The organism is Barnesiella propionica, from assembly GCF_025567045.1.
In the GTDB taxonomy this organism is placed as follows: Bacteria; Bacteroidota; Bacteroidia; order Bacteroidales; family Barnesiellaceae; genus Barnesiella_B; species Barnesiella_B propionica.
On the sequence record NZ_JAOQJK010000002.1, the window covers coordinates 276127 to 293446 of the forward strand.

Sequence of the window (17320 nt, forward strand, 5' to 3'; positions counted from 1 at the left end):
CATTAAAGTTGTTTAAAATTTTCTGACAAATTGTAAGGATAAACAGGTCGAATTGATAATGGATAGCTCAAATTTAAAACAATTATACTTAAAAGATACCACGTTTGCTAACTTAATGCAAAAAAGAATCTTTAATGTCTTACTTGTTGCAAGTCGGTATGATGCTTTTATCATGGAAGAGGACGGACGTGTGGAGGAACAGATTTTTTTTGAATATGTTTCGCTCAATCTGAGTTCGCCCCCTCGGGTGAAGCAAGTACTTACCCATGAAGAGGCGTTTGAAGAGCTGTCTCATAAACATTACGACTTGATTATTACTATGCCGGGGGTGGAATGTGGCGAAACTTTTGCACAGGCCAGGGAAATGAAACGGCTATATCCCCATATTCCGATCGTTGTACTTACTCCTTTTTCTCGCGAGGTTTCCCGGCGTATATCCAATGAAGACCCGAGTGGAGTAGATTATGTTTTCAGTTGGTTGGGAAATGTCGATTTATTATTGGCTATCGTAAAACTGCTGGAAGATAAGCTGAATGCCCAAGAGGATATAAAATCGGTAGGAGTTCAGGTCATACTTGTGGTAGAAGATTCCATTCGTTTTTATTCATCGGTATTGCCGCATATCTATAAATTTGTATTGAAACAGTCACAAACGTTCTCTACGGAGGCTTTAAATGAACATGAACAGATGCTCCGGATGAGGGGACGTCCTAAAGTCCTGTTGGCCCGGGATTATGAGGAAGCTGTTACTTTGTATGATAAATATGCGGATAATATGCTCGGGATTATTTCTGATGTTTCTTTTATGCGTAACGGAGAAAAAGATAAAAGGGCCGGGCTTAAATTTTGTTCTTATGTGCGGGAAAAAGATCCTTATATACCTATTATAATAGAATCTTCCGATCTGGATAACCAGTGTGCTGCTACCAGGTTGAATGCTTCGTTCCTGAATAAAAACTCCAAAAAACTTCCGGTCGATTTAGGAAAAACTATTATGAAGAACTTCGGTTTCGGGGATTTTAGTTTTATTAATCCTCATACCGGAGAAGAGATTGCCCGCATTAGGAACCTGAAAGATTTGCAGAATATTATTCTCTCTATTCCTGATGATTCTCTTTATTACCATGCCTCTCGTAACCAGATTTCCCGCTGGCTTTATTCCCGGGCTATTTTTCCTATTGCCGAAGTATTGAAACAGCGTCGTTTCGACCGTATCGAAGAAGCCCAGGAAATACGTCAGCTTATATTTGGCGCCATAGTTCAGTACCGTAAAATGAAGAACAGGGGAGTCGTCGCTATTTTCAAAAGAGACCGTTTTGACAAATATTCCAATTTCGCCCGGATAGGTCAGGGTTCTTTAGGAGGGAAAGGACGGGGTCTGGCTTTTATTGATGCGATGATAAAGAGAAATCCTCAATTGGAGAATTTCGGAACAGCCAATGTAACGGTCCCTAAAACTGTCGTGTTATGTACCGATATTTTCGATGAATTTATGGAATTGAATAATCTTTATCAAGTCGCGTTGTCGGATATATCGGATGAAGAAATATTGGGACATTTTCTGCAGGCAAAATTACCGGAACAATTCAATGAAGACTTTATGGCTTTTTTTGAGGTTGTTGGAAAACCTATAGCCGTGCGTTCTTCCAGTTTGCTTGAAGATTCTCATTATCAGCCTTTCGCAGGAATATATTCTACTTATATGATCCCTTATTTGGATGATAAGAACGAGATGCTGAGATTGCTGAATGACGCTATTAAAGGGGTTTATGCTTCGGTATTTTATGCCGATAGCAAAGCCTACATGACAGCGACTTCCAACATTATCGACCAGGAAAAGATGGCTATCATCTTGCAGGAAGTTGTCGGGACACAGTATGACGATCACTATTATCCTTCTTTTTCCGGAGTAGGCAGGTCTTTGAATTATTATCCTATCAATGACGAGAAATCGGAAGATGGAGTCGTGGATATAGCTGTGGGATTGGGAAAGTATATCGTAGACGGAGGGCGCAGTTTACGTTTCTCTCCGAAACATCCGGCCAAGGTTTTGCAGACAAGCACGATGGAACTGGCATTAAGAGATACACAGACCCGTTTTTATGCTTTGGATTTGAAAAACACAGATAAGTCTTTTGTCGTGGATGACGGATTCAACTTATTGAACCTTTCCATACGGGATGCTGAAAAAGACAATTCACTACGTATGATGGTTTCTACCTTTGATCCTTATGACCAGATGATACGCGATGGATATTATGAGGGAGGGCGTAAAGTAGTGACGTTTGCCAATATGCTTCAACATGACGTATTTCCTTTGGCGGATATTCTGGATTCTATGTTGTCTATCGGGCATCGTGAGATGGGACGTCATATAGAAATAGAATTTGCCGGAAACCTGATAGGTCCTGAGAACAAGAAAGGTACGATATACTGGTTGCAGATAAGACCTATTGTAGATACAAAAGAGATGTTGAATGATGCTATATTGGATGTTCCGGATGAAAAAACCATATTGAAAAGCGATACGGCTTTGGGGCATGGTATTATGGATAATATACATTATATCATATATGTGAAAACCGAAGGCTTTAAAGCTTCAAATAATTTGCTTATTGCACGTGAAATAGAAAAAATTAATGCTACCTTTACAGGGCAGGGAGAAAATTATATTCTTATTGGTCCGGGACGTTGGGGTTCCAGCGATTCGGCATTAGGAATTCCGGTCAAATGGCCACACATATCAAATGCCCGTCTGATAGTAGAGGCGGCTCTTTCGAACTATCGGATAGAACCAAGCCAGGGGACACATTTCTTTCAGAACCTGACCTCGTTCGGTGTAGGGTATTTTACCATTAATCCTTTTTCGGGAGACGGTTATTATGATGAAGAATATCTTAATTCGTTACCGGCAGAAACGGAAACTCAATTTTTGCGTATGGTACGCTTCGATAATCCGGTAAGAGTAGAGATAAATGGAAAGAAAAGCAAAGGTCTCGTACTAAAACCGGAATTGCGGGCGGAATAGAAAAATGAAACAAGAAATATTATAGAAGAATTTTAAAATGTCAATGTTTAAAAAATCGTTGAGGGCACTTGGATTTACCGGAATAGAAGAGGATGAAGAGCAGAAGCCTGTCGTGATAGAAAATACGGTAAAGAAAAATGATAAAGCGGAACAATCTGGCTCTGTTTTGAAAGAAGAGACAGAAGTAAGGCCGCCGGAACTGAATGTAATACAGGAGACTGATTTGCCGGATGTCTTGCTGGATGGTATTTTAGCGATGGTAAATGATTCTCTTCCTCCTTTTGTGCGGGATTGCCTGGACCGGGAGGCGGAGAAAAAGTATGTTTACAAACAGTTAGGTGCTTCTTTGAATGATTATGTACACCTGCTTACATTGCAGACCCGGGAAAATTCGATAAAGGATCTCAATGAGACTCGTAAAATACTGGAAGCGGAAGCCGCAGACTTAAAAAACAGAATGAAAGACGCGGATGACCGGAAAGAAGAACTGCAGCGTATGCAATTAAGTGCAGAGAGACAAAAACGTGCTTTGAGTGATAAGGTACATGAGCTTGAGATGCGCGTTGTTACTCTTGAGGCAGAAAAGGAGCAACTGGATCTTGAGGGTAAAAGTCTGCTGAATAAACTTAAGGTAGCGAATGTTCATCAGGAGGAAATAGATAAACTGCAAGAAGAAAATAGCCGTTTGCAGATTGAAATCAATGAACTAAGACAATCGCAAATATCTCCGGAAGAGTTCCAAGAGATGCGGGAAAGATTGGACTTCGCAGAGAAGGAGCGGACGGAAAATGGTATGCGTATCTCAGAACTTACGGAGCAATTGGCTGCCGCCCGCCTGGAGGCTGTGCAGGCAGAAGAAATAGAAGCAGCTTTGGAAGCTGCGCGGGGAGAAATTGCGGAAAAAGAAGCGACTTTGGAACAGCTTGACACAAAGCTGGCAGAATTAGCCGGAGAAACGGAAAATACCGGAAAATTACAGGAGAATTTGCGCCAAGCTGAAGAAAAAGCGGCATTACAATCCCAACAGTTTACTGAATGGCAGCAGGAAACAGAAAAACGTATGGAACAAATGGCCGAAGAGCTGAAGCACAATTATGAGGTGATAGAGGAAAAAGAACGTCATATATCGGAATTGGATGCGGAGATCGGGGCTATGCGGAGTGAAGAACTCTCTAAAATAAAAGAGTCTGAAAAAATATTAGCGGAAAAGGATTCTATAATTTCACAGTTGTCCGAGGAGCTTGAAGAAGCAAATTCAAACCTGGAAGTGGTGCATGAAGTACAGGAGAAATTAAATCAGTTTGAGCAGATAAAACAGTCTAAAGAGCAAAAAATAATCCAATTGAATGAAGAACTGAAATCGGCCCGCGATGAAATAGAACGTTTAACTAACGATAATGATCTTATGCGTTCTAATTTGCAAGAACAGGTGAATAAGTTTGCTGAATTCAAACAACAGGCAAATAAGCAGATAGATAATGAGATTGTTTCCAGATTAGATAAAGAGTTGAATACGGCCAATGATATGATAACGGCCCTTAAATTACAAAGGCAAAAGATGCTTGAGGATATGGAGCTCTTGAAAAAAGAAAAAGAAGAATGGAAACAGGCGGCAGATAAATTAAACGTGCGTGTGGAAAAGCTGGAGAAATCAGAAAAAGAAATAGCCGTTAAGCTGGAAAATGCCAATGAAGATATAGAAGTATGGAAAGATAAAGCGGAAGATGCTGCCGGGACAAATGCGACGACAGAAGAGGACAACTATGATGACTTGAATTGGTTGCTTCCCGTACCTCCTGACTCTCCTGAAACTATTGCTAAAAGAAAAGAGGAAGAAGAACGCAAAAGAAAAGAGGAAGAAGAAGCTGAAGCTCGTAAAAGAGAGGCTAAACCAGATCCTTCACAAATGTCCTTGTGGTGATTTTAAAATAGATGCGGCGCAAAATATTTTGCGCCGTCGTTTTATTATAAAAAACGATTGGAAATCTTGTACCTTTTTGGTTATTTTATCTTTTACATAAACCTGTGAAATCACAATATTGACAGTGATCTGTACATGGAGTTTGAGAAAAAGGAACTGCCGGATCGAATATTTCAGATATGCATCGATTGAAAACTTCGGTATATTCTGTATTGCAGGAAAGATAACTTTCTATCGTTTCATATTGGTTTCCTTGTTTTATGCGTATTTCAGGATCGAAATCACGAAAGAGTTTTTGAATTAAGTAAATGGACGGATGAATATCTTCTCCGGTATCGTGTTTTAAAGCGTACATTTTACAATAAAGGAGAACTTGCATTACGGCTTTTTCCCTGTGATTAATATTGTGATCGAATAGTCGTTCCATACTTTGGAAAGATGTTTTGTCTCCTCCGGTTTTATAATCTATGATATGAATTTTCCCGTTATGCCTGTCCACCCTGTCGATGTATGCTTTAATACGTACCCTTTTTTCCGGAGAAAAAGGAATTTCCAATTCTATTTTTTCTTCTGATCTCAGATAGGTAAAAGGAGTGTATTTTTTATCTGCTGTTAAGGTTTGACGTATATATTTGCGTATAATTTCCCCTATCATGTAATTATATCCGGTAAGCGGTTGAGGATCTTTGTATTTTTTGAAGAAAGTTCGAGCGAATGCTTCTTCGATGTATGCAGTCATTAAAGAGTTATCTTTAAGTATGGTATTGATCATGTCCGCTGTGACAAGTATTTCTTCGTTTACTCCTTTCATGCGGTCGTATATTTTTTGCATCACATAATGGAATATACTGCCGAAAACGCTTCCGTCTACAGTTTCGGTTACTTCGTCTTCTTTACCTATTTCTTCCACTTTTTGTAGATAGAAACGTAAAGGGCAATCGAGGTATGTATTGATGGAACTTGCAGACAAATACCGGTCTCCTCCCGACAGAAAACGGGATAGTTTCTGTATAATATCGGGAGTTTTTTTTATTTCTATGGGTTGGGCTTGATTTGATGCAATGTTATAAGTAATTATTCTTTCTTTTATATGAGCCTGATAATGATGTTTGAGCTGATATATATAACGGCTCATTTCACCTTTTTTGAGTCCTTCGGTGCGGCTGTCATATAAGAGATATACCCGTTTGGCTCTGCTTATCATACGGTAGAAATAGTAGGCATATATGCTATCTTGATGTTCTGTCGTCGCCATGCCAAATCCCCGCCGGAGATTATAGGGAATGAAAGAGTTCGCTACTTTTTTGACCGGGAATATCCCTTCATTTACAGACAGTATAATAAGGTTTTCGAAATCAAGTGCACGTGTTTCTAGTACTCCCATGATTTGAAGGCCGGATAACGGTTCGCCCCGGAACGGGATGGATATAGCGGAAGTAAGTTTATGCAGAAGCCGGAAATAAGTATCGATATCCATCTTTATATTGTGTTCTTCAATGACATCTTTCAGGCGTTTGATAGCAGTATGGTAATGAAAAATAAATTCTCGTTCCAGAGAGGATAACCCTGTTTTAACAACCTCTTTTTCTTCGTTCTCTGTAGATTGGTGAGTATTTTGCAAGAGGAATTCCAATAATGAAAGCAAATAACCGGATGCTTCTTTTTCATTCCGTATATTACGGAATAATAGTTTCAACAGGTAGTTTTTTCCTAATTCGTCAGATGTAAGGTAGGTCTTATTATTTTTGTTGATAAAGGCAATGAGTGTGTCTCCTTCTATTCCGGCATGTGCCGCAATAAAGCGATGGCTGAGGATAGACTTTACTTCTAAGTGATAAAATAGAGCTTCTCCTTTAGAATATCGTACATGGCGTTGCATTTCGTAAATCGTATCCATAAGAGCCGCAACAGGGGTGCGTTGCAAAGAGTAGCCCATAGTTACGTTAATAGGGTCTATGATTTCAGGTATGGAATATAATACGGGCATCAGGAGATTTTCATCCGGCAATACGATGGCCGTATTAATGGCTTTGTCGGTCTGAGGAATATAATCGTTTTGAATAAATTCGTCTAATAACCGGGTTACCAATTTTGCTTGTCCGGCCGCAGATGGGATAGTGATAAGTTCTATTTCTGGCATAGTAATAATATCGGGTTCTCCTATGTCGTATGCAGAAGGAAACCTGTGGATATTATCGTTCATGAAATAGGTGGCTTTATTGAATTTATCTCTTAAAGTCGGGGCATTGTAATCCCAATAAAAATCGGCAATTCCTTGTTTTTTTATTTGTTCCATGAATACTCGTTCCGATTCTGTAAGAGCATTGAAACCTATAAATACCAGTTTTTTATACGGGATTTTCAGTCTGTTCACTTCCTTTGATTTTTCTGCTACTTCCCTGAATATCATCCCTTCATAGGCTATGCCCTTGGAAGATAGTTTTTGTCGGAAGGAAAAATAAAGTTTATACAGGATAGACCAGAGGGATATGAAATCTTGTTTTTTCTCGCTATCTATGGATGGATATGAAAAGTTATGCCAGAACCTTTTTATTACGGCTATTTGTTCTTCATTAAGATAAAATTCTTCGATTTCTTTGAGGTCTTGTATGTTGGTGAATAATTGTTTTGCGTCGACCATGTATTTATCTACGTCATCAAAATCATTCAAGAGCATATCTCCCCAAAATACAAAGTTGTCAAAAGACTCTTCGTTATTGTACAGTTCCATGTATAGTTCATATAACGTGAATAACATTCCTGTACGGTCGGCGGGAATATAAGGAGATAACTCTGTCATAAGATCGTTGATCGTTGTGACAGGGGGAGAAAACATCGGTTTTCCGGCAATTTCGGCCAGATATTTTTGAAAAAAAAGTCCGCTTCTGCGATTAGGGAAAACAAAACAGATGTGGCCGATATCTTCAGTATGGTTATGATAAAATAATTCTGCTATTCGGTTTAAAAAAGGTTTCATATACAGCTTTTTTCTTTGCGTTACAAGTTTACGGTTTTTTATTGGATTACCGTTTCTTTGTTACAGACTTTTCTTTAGGCGGTATGCATATTTTTATTACCTTTGCTCTGTTTTAATAAAAGGTAAGAGGATGATTTCGGTAGAAGGACTAACGGTTGAATTTGGAGGAAATCCGTTGTTTGATGATATAACTTATGTCATTAATAAAAAAGATCGTATCGCATTGGTTGGAAAAAACGGCGCGGGTAAATCGACCATGCTTAAAATTATTGCCGGTTTGCAGTCTCCTACGTCCGGATCGGTTAATATGCCTAAAGATCTCACTATCGGTTATTTGCCTCAACAAATGAAATTGGCCGATTCCCGTACGGTAATGAATGAAGCTGAACAGGCTTTTTCCCATATATTCGAGTTACAGTCTCGCATCGAAAGGATGAATGAAGAATTATCGGTCCGTACCGATTATGAAAGCGAGGAGTATCACGAATTGATAGAAAGAGTTTCTAATGCAACAGAACAGTTATCTTTGATAGGAGCCGCCAGTTATCAGGCCGAAATAGAGAAGACACTGACCGGATTAGGTTTTTTGCGAAGCGATTTTGACCGCCCTACATCGGAATTCAGCGGTGGGTGGCGAATGCGTATAGAATTAGCAAAGCTTCTGTTGCAACGTCCTGATGTACTATTACTGGATGAGCCTACTAACCACTTGGACATAGAATCCATACAATGGTTGGAGAATTTTTTATCTACGCGTGCCAATGCTGTCGTTCTTGTTTCGCACGACAGGGCATTTATTGATAATGTGACGACTCGTACTATCGAAATTTCTTTAGGACGTATTTATGATTATCAGGTCAATTATTCCAAATATGTAATTTTAAGACAGGAGAGGCTGGAACAGCAGATCCGGGCTTTTGAGAATCAGCAAAAACAGATACAGGATACCGAAGCATTTATAGAACGTTTTCGTTATAAAGCGACGAAATCGGTTCAAGTACAATCCCGCATTAAACAATTGGAAAAAATAGAACGGGTAGAAATAGATGAGGTGGATAATTCCCGTCTCAATTTGAAGTTTCCTCCAGCTCCCCGTTCTGGAGATTATCCTATTATAGCAGAAGGAGTGGGAAAAAATTACGGAGAGCATATTGTTTTTTCTGGTGCTGATTTCATTTTAAAACGGGGAGAAAAAGTTGCCTTTGTAGGAAAGAACGGTGAAGGCAAATCTACGTTGGTAAAATGTATTATGGGGGAGATCCCATATACCGGAACTTTAAAGTTAGGACATAATGTCAAAATCGGATATTTTGCACAAAATCAGGCTCAGTTGCTGAATGAGGAACTGACTGTATTTGATACGATAGATAAAGTTGCGGTAGGAGATATTCGTACAAAGATCCGTGATATATTAGGTGCTTTTATGTTTGGGGGCGAGGCTTCGGATAAAAAGGTAAAGGTTTTATCGGGAGGTGAAAAAACACGTCTGGCAATGATACGTTTGTTGCTTGAACCGGTGAATCTGCTTATTTTGGATGAACCTACCAATCATTTGGATATGCGTACGAAAGATGTATTGAAGCAGGCTATTGCCGATTTTAACGGGACGGTGATACTCGTTTCCCATGACAGGGAATTTCTGGATGGACTGGTGACTAAGGTGTATGAGTTTGGGAATCAGTGCGTACGTGAACATCTGGGCGGTATTTACGATTTTCTGCAACGGAAAAAGATGGATTCGTTACACGAACTTGAGGTTAAGGCTGTCAAAGACGAGGTTAAAAGTAAGGCGGCTGTAGAGGAAAGATCTGTTACCGGCAATAAATTAACTTATGAAGAACGTAAAGAACTTGCCAGGCAGATAAAAAAAATGGAAAAATCCGTTGTTGCTGTCGAAGAAGAAATAAAAAGCCTGGAAGCATTAATAGCCGAAGTGGAATCAAAACTTTCTACAGTAGAAGGAGCCGCCGATGTAAGTTTGTATGAAGAACACGGACGTCTGAAAAAAGAGTTGGATAATGCTATGTGGCAATGGGCTGAACAAAGTGAATCTCTGGAAAAAATAAAGAATAAAAATTGATATTTATAATAATTACCAAAATGAAACAATTCATGATTCTATCACTAGCGGCCGGGCTTATGGCGACTTCGTCATGCTCGACCAGAGTAAGCGAAAAAGTTCCTGGTTTGGATCTTTCAAATCTGGACACTACTGTTGCTTGCGGAGATGATTTTTACCAATACGCTTGTGGCGGTTGGATGGTGAAAAATCCGTTGAAACCCGAATATGCCCGTTATGGTTCATTCGACATGCTTCGGGATAATAACAAGGAGCAGATCAAAGCTTTATTTGAAGAATTAGGCAAGATAAAATCCGAATCAGGCAGTGTCGCTCAAAAAGTCGGGGATTTTTATACAATGGGTTTGGATAGTGTTCGTTTGAATAAAGAAGGTGCCTCTCCTATGGAGGTTGATCTGGCCGAAATAAAAACTGTTTCGGGAAAAGAAGCTGTTAGTAAACTGTTGGCTAAGATGCATCGTACTGTGGCAAATCCGTTCTTTGCTCTTTTTGTAGATGCAGACATGAAGAATAGTTCTATGAATATAGCTAATATTTATCAGTCCGGAATGAATATGGGGGATCGTGATTACTATTTGGAGAATGACGAAAGCACTCGTAAAATTCGTGAAAGCTATATCAAGTACATCAATAAAATATTTGCACTGTCCGGATATTCTGAAGCCGAGGCAGCAAAAGCGGCAGAATCAGTAATGAAAATTGAAACGGCTATAGCAAAAGCTGCTTTTTCGCGGGAAGAATTACGTGATCCTCAGAAAAGTTATAATAAGATGTCTATCGATGAACTTAAAAAAATAGCGGGCGGTATAGATTGGGATAGTTATCTGGCCGGCATGGGTTTGAATCTGAAAGAGATAAATGTATGTCAGGTTCCTACTTTAAAAGCAGTCAGTGAGTTGATAGTATCGCTTACCGATGAAGATATCCAGAATTATCTGGCTTTTAATTATATAAATAGTGCGGCTTCTTATTTGAGTGATGATTTCGTCAACGCTTCTTTTGAATTTTATGATAAGGCTATGTCGGGTAAAGAAGTGATAGAACCACGCTGGAAACGTGCTTTATCGGTTCCCAATGCTCTTTTGTCGGAGGCTGTAGGTGAAATGTATGTACAGAAATATTTTCCACCCGAAGCTAAAAAACGTATGGTAGACTTGGTTTCTAATTTACAGGTTGCATTGGGGCAGCATATAGATAGCCTGGAGTGGATGAGCGACGTAACCAAGACGAAAGCAAAAGAAAAACTGGCGGCTTTTCACGTAAAAATAGGATATCCTGATAAATGGCGCGATTATACGGCTCTTACTGTCGATCCGTCTAAAACCTACTGGGAAAATGTCAAGAATGCAATGGCATTTGAAACGGAATATTCATTGAGTCAGGAGGGGAAACCGGTAGATAAGGATAGGTGGTTCATGGGGCCCCAGACGGTAAATGCCTATTATAACCCTTCTTCGAACGAGATATGTTTTCCGGCTGCAATATTACAACCTCCTTTCTTTAATGTAAATGCGGACGATGCAGTGAATTATGGTGCTATCGGTGTAGTCATAGGTCATGAAATGACCCATGGTTTTGATGATCAGGGACGCCAGTTCGATAAAGACGGTAACTTGCAGGACTGGTGGACGGCAGAAGATGCTGCACAATTTGAGGATAGGGCTAATAAGCTGGCCGCCCAATATGATAATATAATTGTTTTGGATACCGTCCATGCAAACGGTCGTTTTACATTGGGAGAGAATATTGCTGACCATGGAGGTTTGCGTGTTGCTTATACGGCATATCATAATTCGTTGCAAGGCAATATGCCGGAACCGATCGATGGGTTTACAGCAGATCAGCGTTTTTATCTGGGATATGCAACCTTATGGGCACAAAATATCCGTGATGCGGAAATCTTACGTTTGACAAAGATAGATCCGCATTCATTGGGAAAATGGCGTGTAAACGCAGCATTAAGAAATATGGATTCGTTCTTTAATGCATTTGGAATCAAAGAAGGAGACCCTATGTATATGGTTCCGGCAGACCGTGTGGTTATTTGGTAACTAAATTACATATTAATCTGTTAAAGGGTAATATAATACATATTACCCTTTAATATTTTATAGAGAAAAAGTGTTTTGTGAAAGGTTTTGTATAAATTTGTCTCATATAATATATATTATGATCGCATAATGCTGTTTAATTCTTTTGAATTTCTTATATTTTTTCCTTTAGTATTTCTTTTTTATTGGTATATACTAGGAAAAAGCCGGAAAGGACAAAATCTTTTCTTGTTGATATCCAGTTATATATTCTATGGATGGTGGGACTGGACTTTTTTGTTTCTGATACTATTTACGTCTGTTTGCAGTTATTGCGCAGGACTTATTATTGGAAATAGTGAAAATAAGAAAATCAGAAAGCTTGTTACGATTGCGAATGTATTTATTAATCTAATGATTTTGTTCGTATATAAGTATTATGATTTCTTTATATTGAATTTTCTTCAGGCATTTGAAAGTATAGGTATTCATTTATCTCTTTCAACTTTAAAATTGGTTTTGCCGGTAGGAATCAGTTTTTATACATTTCAGGCATTAGGTTATACAATAGATGTATATAAAAGAAAGGTTAATCCAGAAAAAAATGTAATTATTTTTTTAGCTTTTATAAGCTTCTTTCCTCAATTGGTTGCCGGACCTATAGAACGGGCCTCAAACCTTCTTCCTCAGTTTAGAAATTCCCGCCGATTTAATTATGGCAAAGCGGTGGATGGTATGAGACAGATGTTGTGGGGCTTTTTCAAGAAGATTGTAGTAGCAGACAACTGCGCTATATGGGCGAATACCATATTTTCACAATCCGATACCGCAAGTGCCTCTACATTATTGCTGGGAGCTGTTTATTTTACATTTCAGATATACGGAGATTTTTCCGGATATTCCGATATTGCAATAGGTGCAGCCCGGCTTTTTGGAATAAACTTAATGAAAAATTTTAATGTACCGTATTTTTCCAGGGATATAGCTGAGTTCTGGCGACGATGGCATATTTCTTTAACTACATGGTTTAGAGATTACGTATATATACCTTTAGGCGGAAGTCGAGTCTCGAAAATTAAAGTTATACGAAATGTATTTATTATTTTTTTATTAAGCGGTTTTTGGCATGGTGCCGAGTGGACTTACATTTTATGGGGATTTTACCATGCTTGTCTGTTTATTCCTCTGTTAATCTGGGGTACTCATCGTAAACATACCCGTGTTGTTGCAGAAAATAGGATATGTCCTTCATATAAAGAAATGGCTCAGATGCTTATAACGTTTAGTTTTGTCATGATAGGGCTGGTCATCTTTCGCTCCGAAAATATAGAACAGGCATTTCATTATATTAAAGGAATGTTTAATATTTCCATTTTTTCTATACCGGAATTTATTAATAAAAAGGCATTGTTCGCTATATTCTTTATGCTGGTCGTGGAGTGGTTTACCCGAAAAGCAGATTTTGCCCTGGATTATACGCATATAAAATCATCACTGAATACTCCCGTTATACGTTGGGCATCCTATATTATTATTTTATTGTTGATTTTGTGTCTGGGAGGCAGACAAGCGACATTTATCTATTTTCAATTTTAATATATGGATAAGACTGATTTAAATAGATTTATACGAAAGGTTTTATTGGCTTTAGTGCCGCTTTATATATTGCTGGCATTTTATCTTTGGAGCGACCCTTTTAAAGTTGTTCAGAATTATGATTCGTTTTATGAAGACGGAAAGCCTTCTTATGTAACATTGGACGTTGATTATGTGAGTACGTCAACTTTTGATAAGTATAATAAGATATATAGATACGATTCATTCGTTATGGGTAATTCCCGGAGTATTTTCTATGAAGTGGATGATTGGATGCGACATTTGGATGATTCTTCCAGTTGCTTTCATTTTGATGCTTCTGCAGAATCTTTGTTCGGGATATATAAGAAAATAATTTATTTGGACAGCAGGGTGCCTATTAAAAACTTATTATTCGTTTGGGATGCAAGCATTCTTTTGCAAACAGAGAGAAGAGAAGAGTCTCATTTGTATTTTTTATCTCCTCAACTGGAAGGATATAAGCGTTGGTTTGCTTTTCATAGTTGTTTTATACGTACATTTTTTACACCCCGTTTTTTGATTGCCTATTGTGATTTCAAGATATCGGGTCAGATGAAAGACTATATGAAACGAGAAGGGTTACTAAACGATGATCCTATAACTTATTCGTTAAGGTATAATGAAATACGGCATGATATTTTTGAAGAAGAGATAAAAGCGGGAACGTATTATAATGAAAAACGTATGAAAGTTTTTTATGACAGGCCTTCCAAAGAGATGTATTCAGAAGCTTTTATTGGAGAGAAACAGATAAAAATGTTGAAAGAAATAGCTTCTGTCCTGGCTCGTCACCGCGCAAACGTTAAAATTGTAATAAGTCCTCTATATGATCAGAAAAAGATGGCAGTGGAAGATATTGAAATTTTAAAAGATATTTTCGGAGAAAACGTAGTTTACGATTTTTCCGGTAAAAATGAATTTACCGAAGATTATCGTAATTATTACGAATGTTCACATTATCGTCCTCACGTGGCTCGGGCTATCCTCGATTCTATTTATTAGTTATATTATTTTTTGCATAAGATATTCGGAATGTCCGGTATTTTTGTCAATTCTTTCCTGTAAGATGAAAAAACCGTGTCTTAAATAAAAAGAAACAGCTTTTGTGTTTTCTATGTATACCGAAAGTGTCAGATTGGAAAACCGGTCCGAGACATATTGCAACAAAAGGCTTCCTGTACTTTGGTTTTGATACGGGACGTCGATAAATAAGGCTGCAATGTGATGGTTCCCTACTATTGAGATGAATCCTGTTATTAGATCATTCTCATTATCATAAGCGACTATGGTGTAAGAATTGGGCAAATAAAGCCGTTTCATATTTTCGACTTTATCTGTCCAAAAATCTTTCGGTATAAAATCATGGGCCTTAACGGATGCGTTTAACCATATTTCGGTTAATCTTTCATTGTCTTCCGGTATTGATTCCCGAATAGAAATCATTTTTATGATTCTTATATTTTTTCGATGATAATAATATTTTCTCCTTTGTGGAGAGCGTCATATAATTCGAGCCGGTTTTCGTCTATTTCCTGAAACGCATTGATCGCTTCCAATGACAGTAAAAATTCCATTTCTACGTTGGGCCCCATACAGGCACGCCGGGTCGTTGCTACTCCTGCGAATTGTATGCTGTTGGGCCATTTGTTATCGAGGACAATTGTCCCGTTCATAATATTGCAACTGGTGTTACCGTGTAATTTTTTTTCAGGAATGTCAATAACCATGGTAGGAGCATTTTCTGTAATATTTTTCCCGTTCAGTGATGTGACTTTCCAGCGTCCGTTCAGCAAATAACTTATTCTTTTATTGATTTGCATGACAGGTTGTTTCTGTGCATTATATAATTCTACAACCATAAATTTCCCGTTTTCGGATTTTACTTTAAATGATTGCACATCATTCAGTGCTTTCATAACGGCACCATCGGTTACATTTGGAGCGCAAGCTTTCATTGTCATGACCATCTGGTCGAAACGGATGTGGTTATTACCGCTTAATATAAAATTTCCGTTAAATACGTTACACCCATTATTTCCATATACACGTTTGTTTTTCATATCAAAAGTGATTTGTACCGGTTCTTCTCCTACAACGGTATTACCATTCGCCGTTTCTATGATCCATTCGCCTTCCAGCATTTCAGGTTTAGTATTGATTACGGGTTTAGGTTTTGAAGAAACGGTGGTATTTTTCTTTTCTTTTATAGTTTGTTTACCGGTATTGCAGGATACAGCCAGTAAAATGGCAGATAATGCGATACAAAGATAAATTATTTTTTTCATGTCAAATAAATTTTAGTTAAGTTGTCAGCAAATATAAAAGATACTTTGTGAATAAGTTTCGGTATGAAGGCTTATTTTAGAATGTTTATGAAATAGGTTCTTTCCATTTTTTTCTTATAGGATAAAATGTAGGACGTATAAGTAGTCTTAATGAAGCGTTGTAAGTAAAATAATTCCAGGTCCAGTTTAATAATACGAATATTTTATTTTTCATTCCTAAAAGAGAGATTAAATGAACAAACATCCACATGAACCAGGCAGGTCGTCCATACATATGCATATGAGTGAAATCTGCTACAGCCCGGTTTCTGCCGATAGTCGCCATGCTTCCCATATCATTATATATGAAGGGGGTGTCGAATTTTCGGTTGTTCAGGTGTTTTGCCAGCAATCGTCCCTGTTGTATTGCCACTTGTGCCAGTTGAGGGTGTCCGGACGGATATGCTTCTGTAATCATAAGGGCTATATCTCCTAAAGCGAATATATTGTCGTATCCTTTTATTCGGTTATACTCGTCTGTGAGAATACGGTTTCCACGGCCTATTACTTCTTTAGGCAATCCATCGATAAGAACACCCGTGACACCGGCGGTCCATATAACAGTACGACAGGCCAGTGTTTCTCCGTCATTGAATTGAAGGACTTCTTTATCGTAAGATACCAAGCTTTTATTCAGCTTTATTTCTACTTCCAGTTGCTGCAGATACGTACGAGCCTTTTCCGAAGCGATAGGGCTCATTGTACGTAATAATTTATCGGTTCCCTCGATGATGATAACACGTACATCTTCTTTTTTAAGTTCAGGGTATTCCCGTTGCAATATATATTTTTTCATTTCACCTAATGCTCCGGCTATTTCTACACCCGTGGGCCCCCCTCCGACAACGGCGAAACAAAGCAACGATTTTTTTAGTTCAGGATCGCTACAGGTACTGGCAAGTTCCAGATTATTGAGCACTTCGTTGCGTACCCTGATTGCTTCGGCTGTCGATTTAAGCGTAAAAACAGATTCCTGCAAGTTATTTATATTGAAAAAATTATTCGTCGTACCGGTTGCGATAATTAAATAATCGTAATGCAATATTCCCGAATCTGTTGTAACTGTTTGTTCTTTTGTATCGACAGATTTTGCGTTTCCCATATGAAAACGGACTTGTTTTAATTTCCTTAATTCCTGACGGAACGGAAAACAAATGGCCGCCGGTTCCAGGCCGGATGATGCTATCTGATAAAACAAAGGTGGAAATGCATGAAAATTGTTCTGGTCTATAAGTATTATATCATAGAGGTGGGTATCTATTTTTTTTATCAGGTTTATACCTGCGAAACCTCCTCCTATAATGACGATTTGTTGTTTTGCAGTGTGTGACATATTATTTATC

General features: G+C 38.3%; 10 protein-coding genes. 6 read left to right on the forward strand and 4 right to left on the reverse strand.

The window, feature by feature from the left end; all coding sequences use genetic code 11:
- The first annotated feature begins 55 nt into the window (after positions 1 to 55).
- A complete protein-coding gene (locus OCV73_RS03615; protein ID WP_394802944.1) occupies positions 56 to 3028 on the forward strand; it encodes a PEP/pyruvate-binding domain-containing protein in 2973 nt (990 codons plus the stop codon).
- Positions 3029 to 3065: 37 nt separating this feature from the next.
- Positions 3066 to 4949 carry a coiled-coil domain-containing protein gene (locus OCV73_RS03620; protein WP_147549126.1) on the forward strand — a complete coding sequence of 628 codons (1884 nt, stop codon included), beginning with the start codon at positions 3066 to 3068 and terminating at the stop codon, positions 4947 to 4949.
- An 85-nt stretch (positions 4950 to 5034) separates the two neighbouring features.
- Here the strand turns inward: OCV73_RS03620 and OCV73_RS03625 are convergent, their stop codons facing one another.
- Positions 5035 to 7926: a PD-(D/E)XK nuclease family protein gene (locus OCV73_RS03625; protein ID WP_147549128.1), complete on the reverse strand. Its 2892-nt coding sequence runs from the start codon at positions 7924 to 7926 to the stop codon at positions 5035 to 5037.
- A 130-nt stretch (positions 7927 to 8056) separates the two neighbouring features.
- Between OCV73_RS03625 and OCV73_RS03630 the strand changes: the two genes are divergently transcribed.
- The 4 genes from OCV73_RS03630 to OCV73_RS03645 all read left to right on the forward strand — a co-directional run bounded on the left by OCV73_RS03630 (position 8057) and on the right by OCV73_RS03645 (position 14655).
- Entirely contained in the window at positions 8057 to 10006 is a 1950-nt protein-coding gene (locus OCV73_RS03630; RefSeq protein WP_147549130.1) for an ABC-F family ATP-binding cassette domain-containing protein, read from the forward strand.
- Positions 10007 to 10026: 20 nt separating this feature from the next.
- Positions 10027 to 12057: a M13 family metallopeptidase gene (locus tag OCV73_RS03635; RefSeq protein WP_147549132.1), complete on the forward strand. Its 2031-nt coding sequence runs from the start codon at positions 10027 to 10029 to the stop codon at positions 12055 to 12057.
- A gap of 129 nt (positions 12058 to 12186) precedes the next feature.
- A complete protein-coding gene (locus OCV73_RS03640) occupies positions 12187 to 13632 on the forward strand; it encodes an MBOAT family O-acyltransferase (RefSeq protein WP_147549134.1) in 1446 nt (481 codons plus the stop codon).
- A gap of 3 nt (positions 13633 to 13635) precedes the next feature.
- A complete protein-coding gene (locus OCV73_RS03645; RefSeq protein WP_147549136.1) occupies positions 13636 to 14655 on the forward strand; it encodes a hypothetical protein in 1020 nt (339 codons plus the stop codon).
- On the opposite strand, the gene OCV73_RS03650 is transcribed toward OCV73_RS03645, so the two are convergent.
- From OCV73_RS03650 to OCV73_RS03660, 3 genes are all read right to left on the reverse strand, one after another.
- Positions 14656 to 15096, reverse strand: coding sequence for a GNAT family N-acetyltransferase (locus OCV73_RS03650; RefSeq protein WP_147549138.1), 441 nt, complete (start codon positions 15094 to 15096; stop codon positions 14656 to 14658).
- Between the two features lie 11 nt (positions 15097 to 15107).
- Complete coding sequence (locus tag OCV73_RS03655; RefSeq protein WP_147549140.1) at positions 15108 to 15938, reverse strand: META domain-containing protein; 831 nt, start codon at positions 15936 to 15938, stop codon at positions 15108 to 15110.
- 85 nt (positions 15939 to 16023) lie between these two features.
- A complete protein-coding gene (locus OCV73_RS03660) occupies positions 16024 to 17310 on the reverse strand; it encodes an NAD(P)/FAD-dependent oxidoreductase (protein ID WP_147549142.1) in 1287 nt (428 codons plus the stop codon).
- Between the last annotated feature and the right edge of the window lie 10 nt (positions 17311 to 17320).

What these genes read in the sequence shown, in the direction of transcription:
- OCV73_RS03620 (WP_147549126.1), top strand. Translation starts at nt 3,066, where the DNA reads ATGTCAATGTTTAAAAAATCGTTGAGGGCACTTGGATTTACCGGAATA.
- OCV73_RS03625 (WP_147549128.1), bottom strand. Translation starts at nt 7,926, where the DNA reads ATGAAACCTTTTTTAAACCGAATAGCAGAATTATTTTATCATAACCAT.
- OCV73_RS03630 (WP_147549130.1), top strand. Translation starts at nt 8,057, where the DNA reads ATGATTTCGGTAGAAGGACTAACGGTTGAATTTGGAGGAAATCCGTTG.
- OCV73_RS03635 (WP_147549132.1), top strand. Translation starts at nt 10,027, where the DNA reads ATGAAACAATTCATGATTCTATCACTAGCGGCCGGGCTTATGGCGACT.
- OCV73_RS03640 (WP_147549134.1), top strand. Translation starts at nt 12,187, where the DNA reads ATGCTGTTTAATTCTTTTGAATTTCTTATATTTTTTCCTTTAGTATTT.
- OCV73_RS03645 (WP_147549136.1), top strand. Translation starts at nt 13,636, where the DNA reads ATGGATAAGACTGATTTAAATAGATTTATACGAAAGGTTTTATTGGCT.
- OCV73_RS03650 (WP_147549138.1), bottom strand. Translation starts at nt 15,096, where the DNA reads ATGATTTCTATTCGGGAATCAATACCGGAAGACAATGAAAGATTAACC.
- OCV73_RS03655 (WP_147549140.1), bottom strand. Translation starts at nt 15,938, where the DNA reads ATGAAAAAAATAATTTATCTTTGTATCGCATTATCTGCCATTTTACTG.
- OCV73_RS03660 (WP_147549142.1), bottom strand. Translation starts at nt 17,310, where the DNA reads ATGTCACACACTGCAAAACAACAAATCGTCATTATAGGAGGAGGTTTC.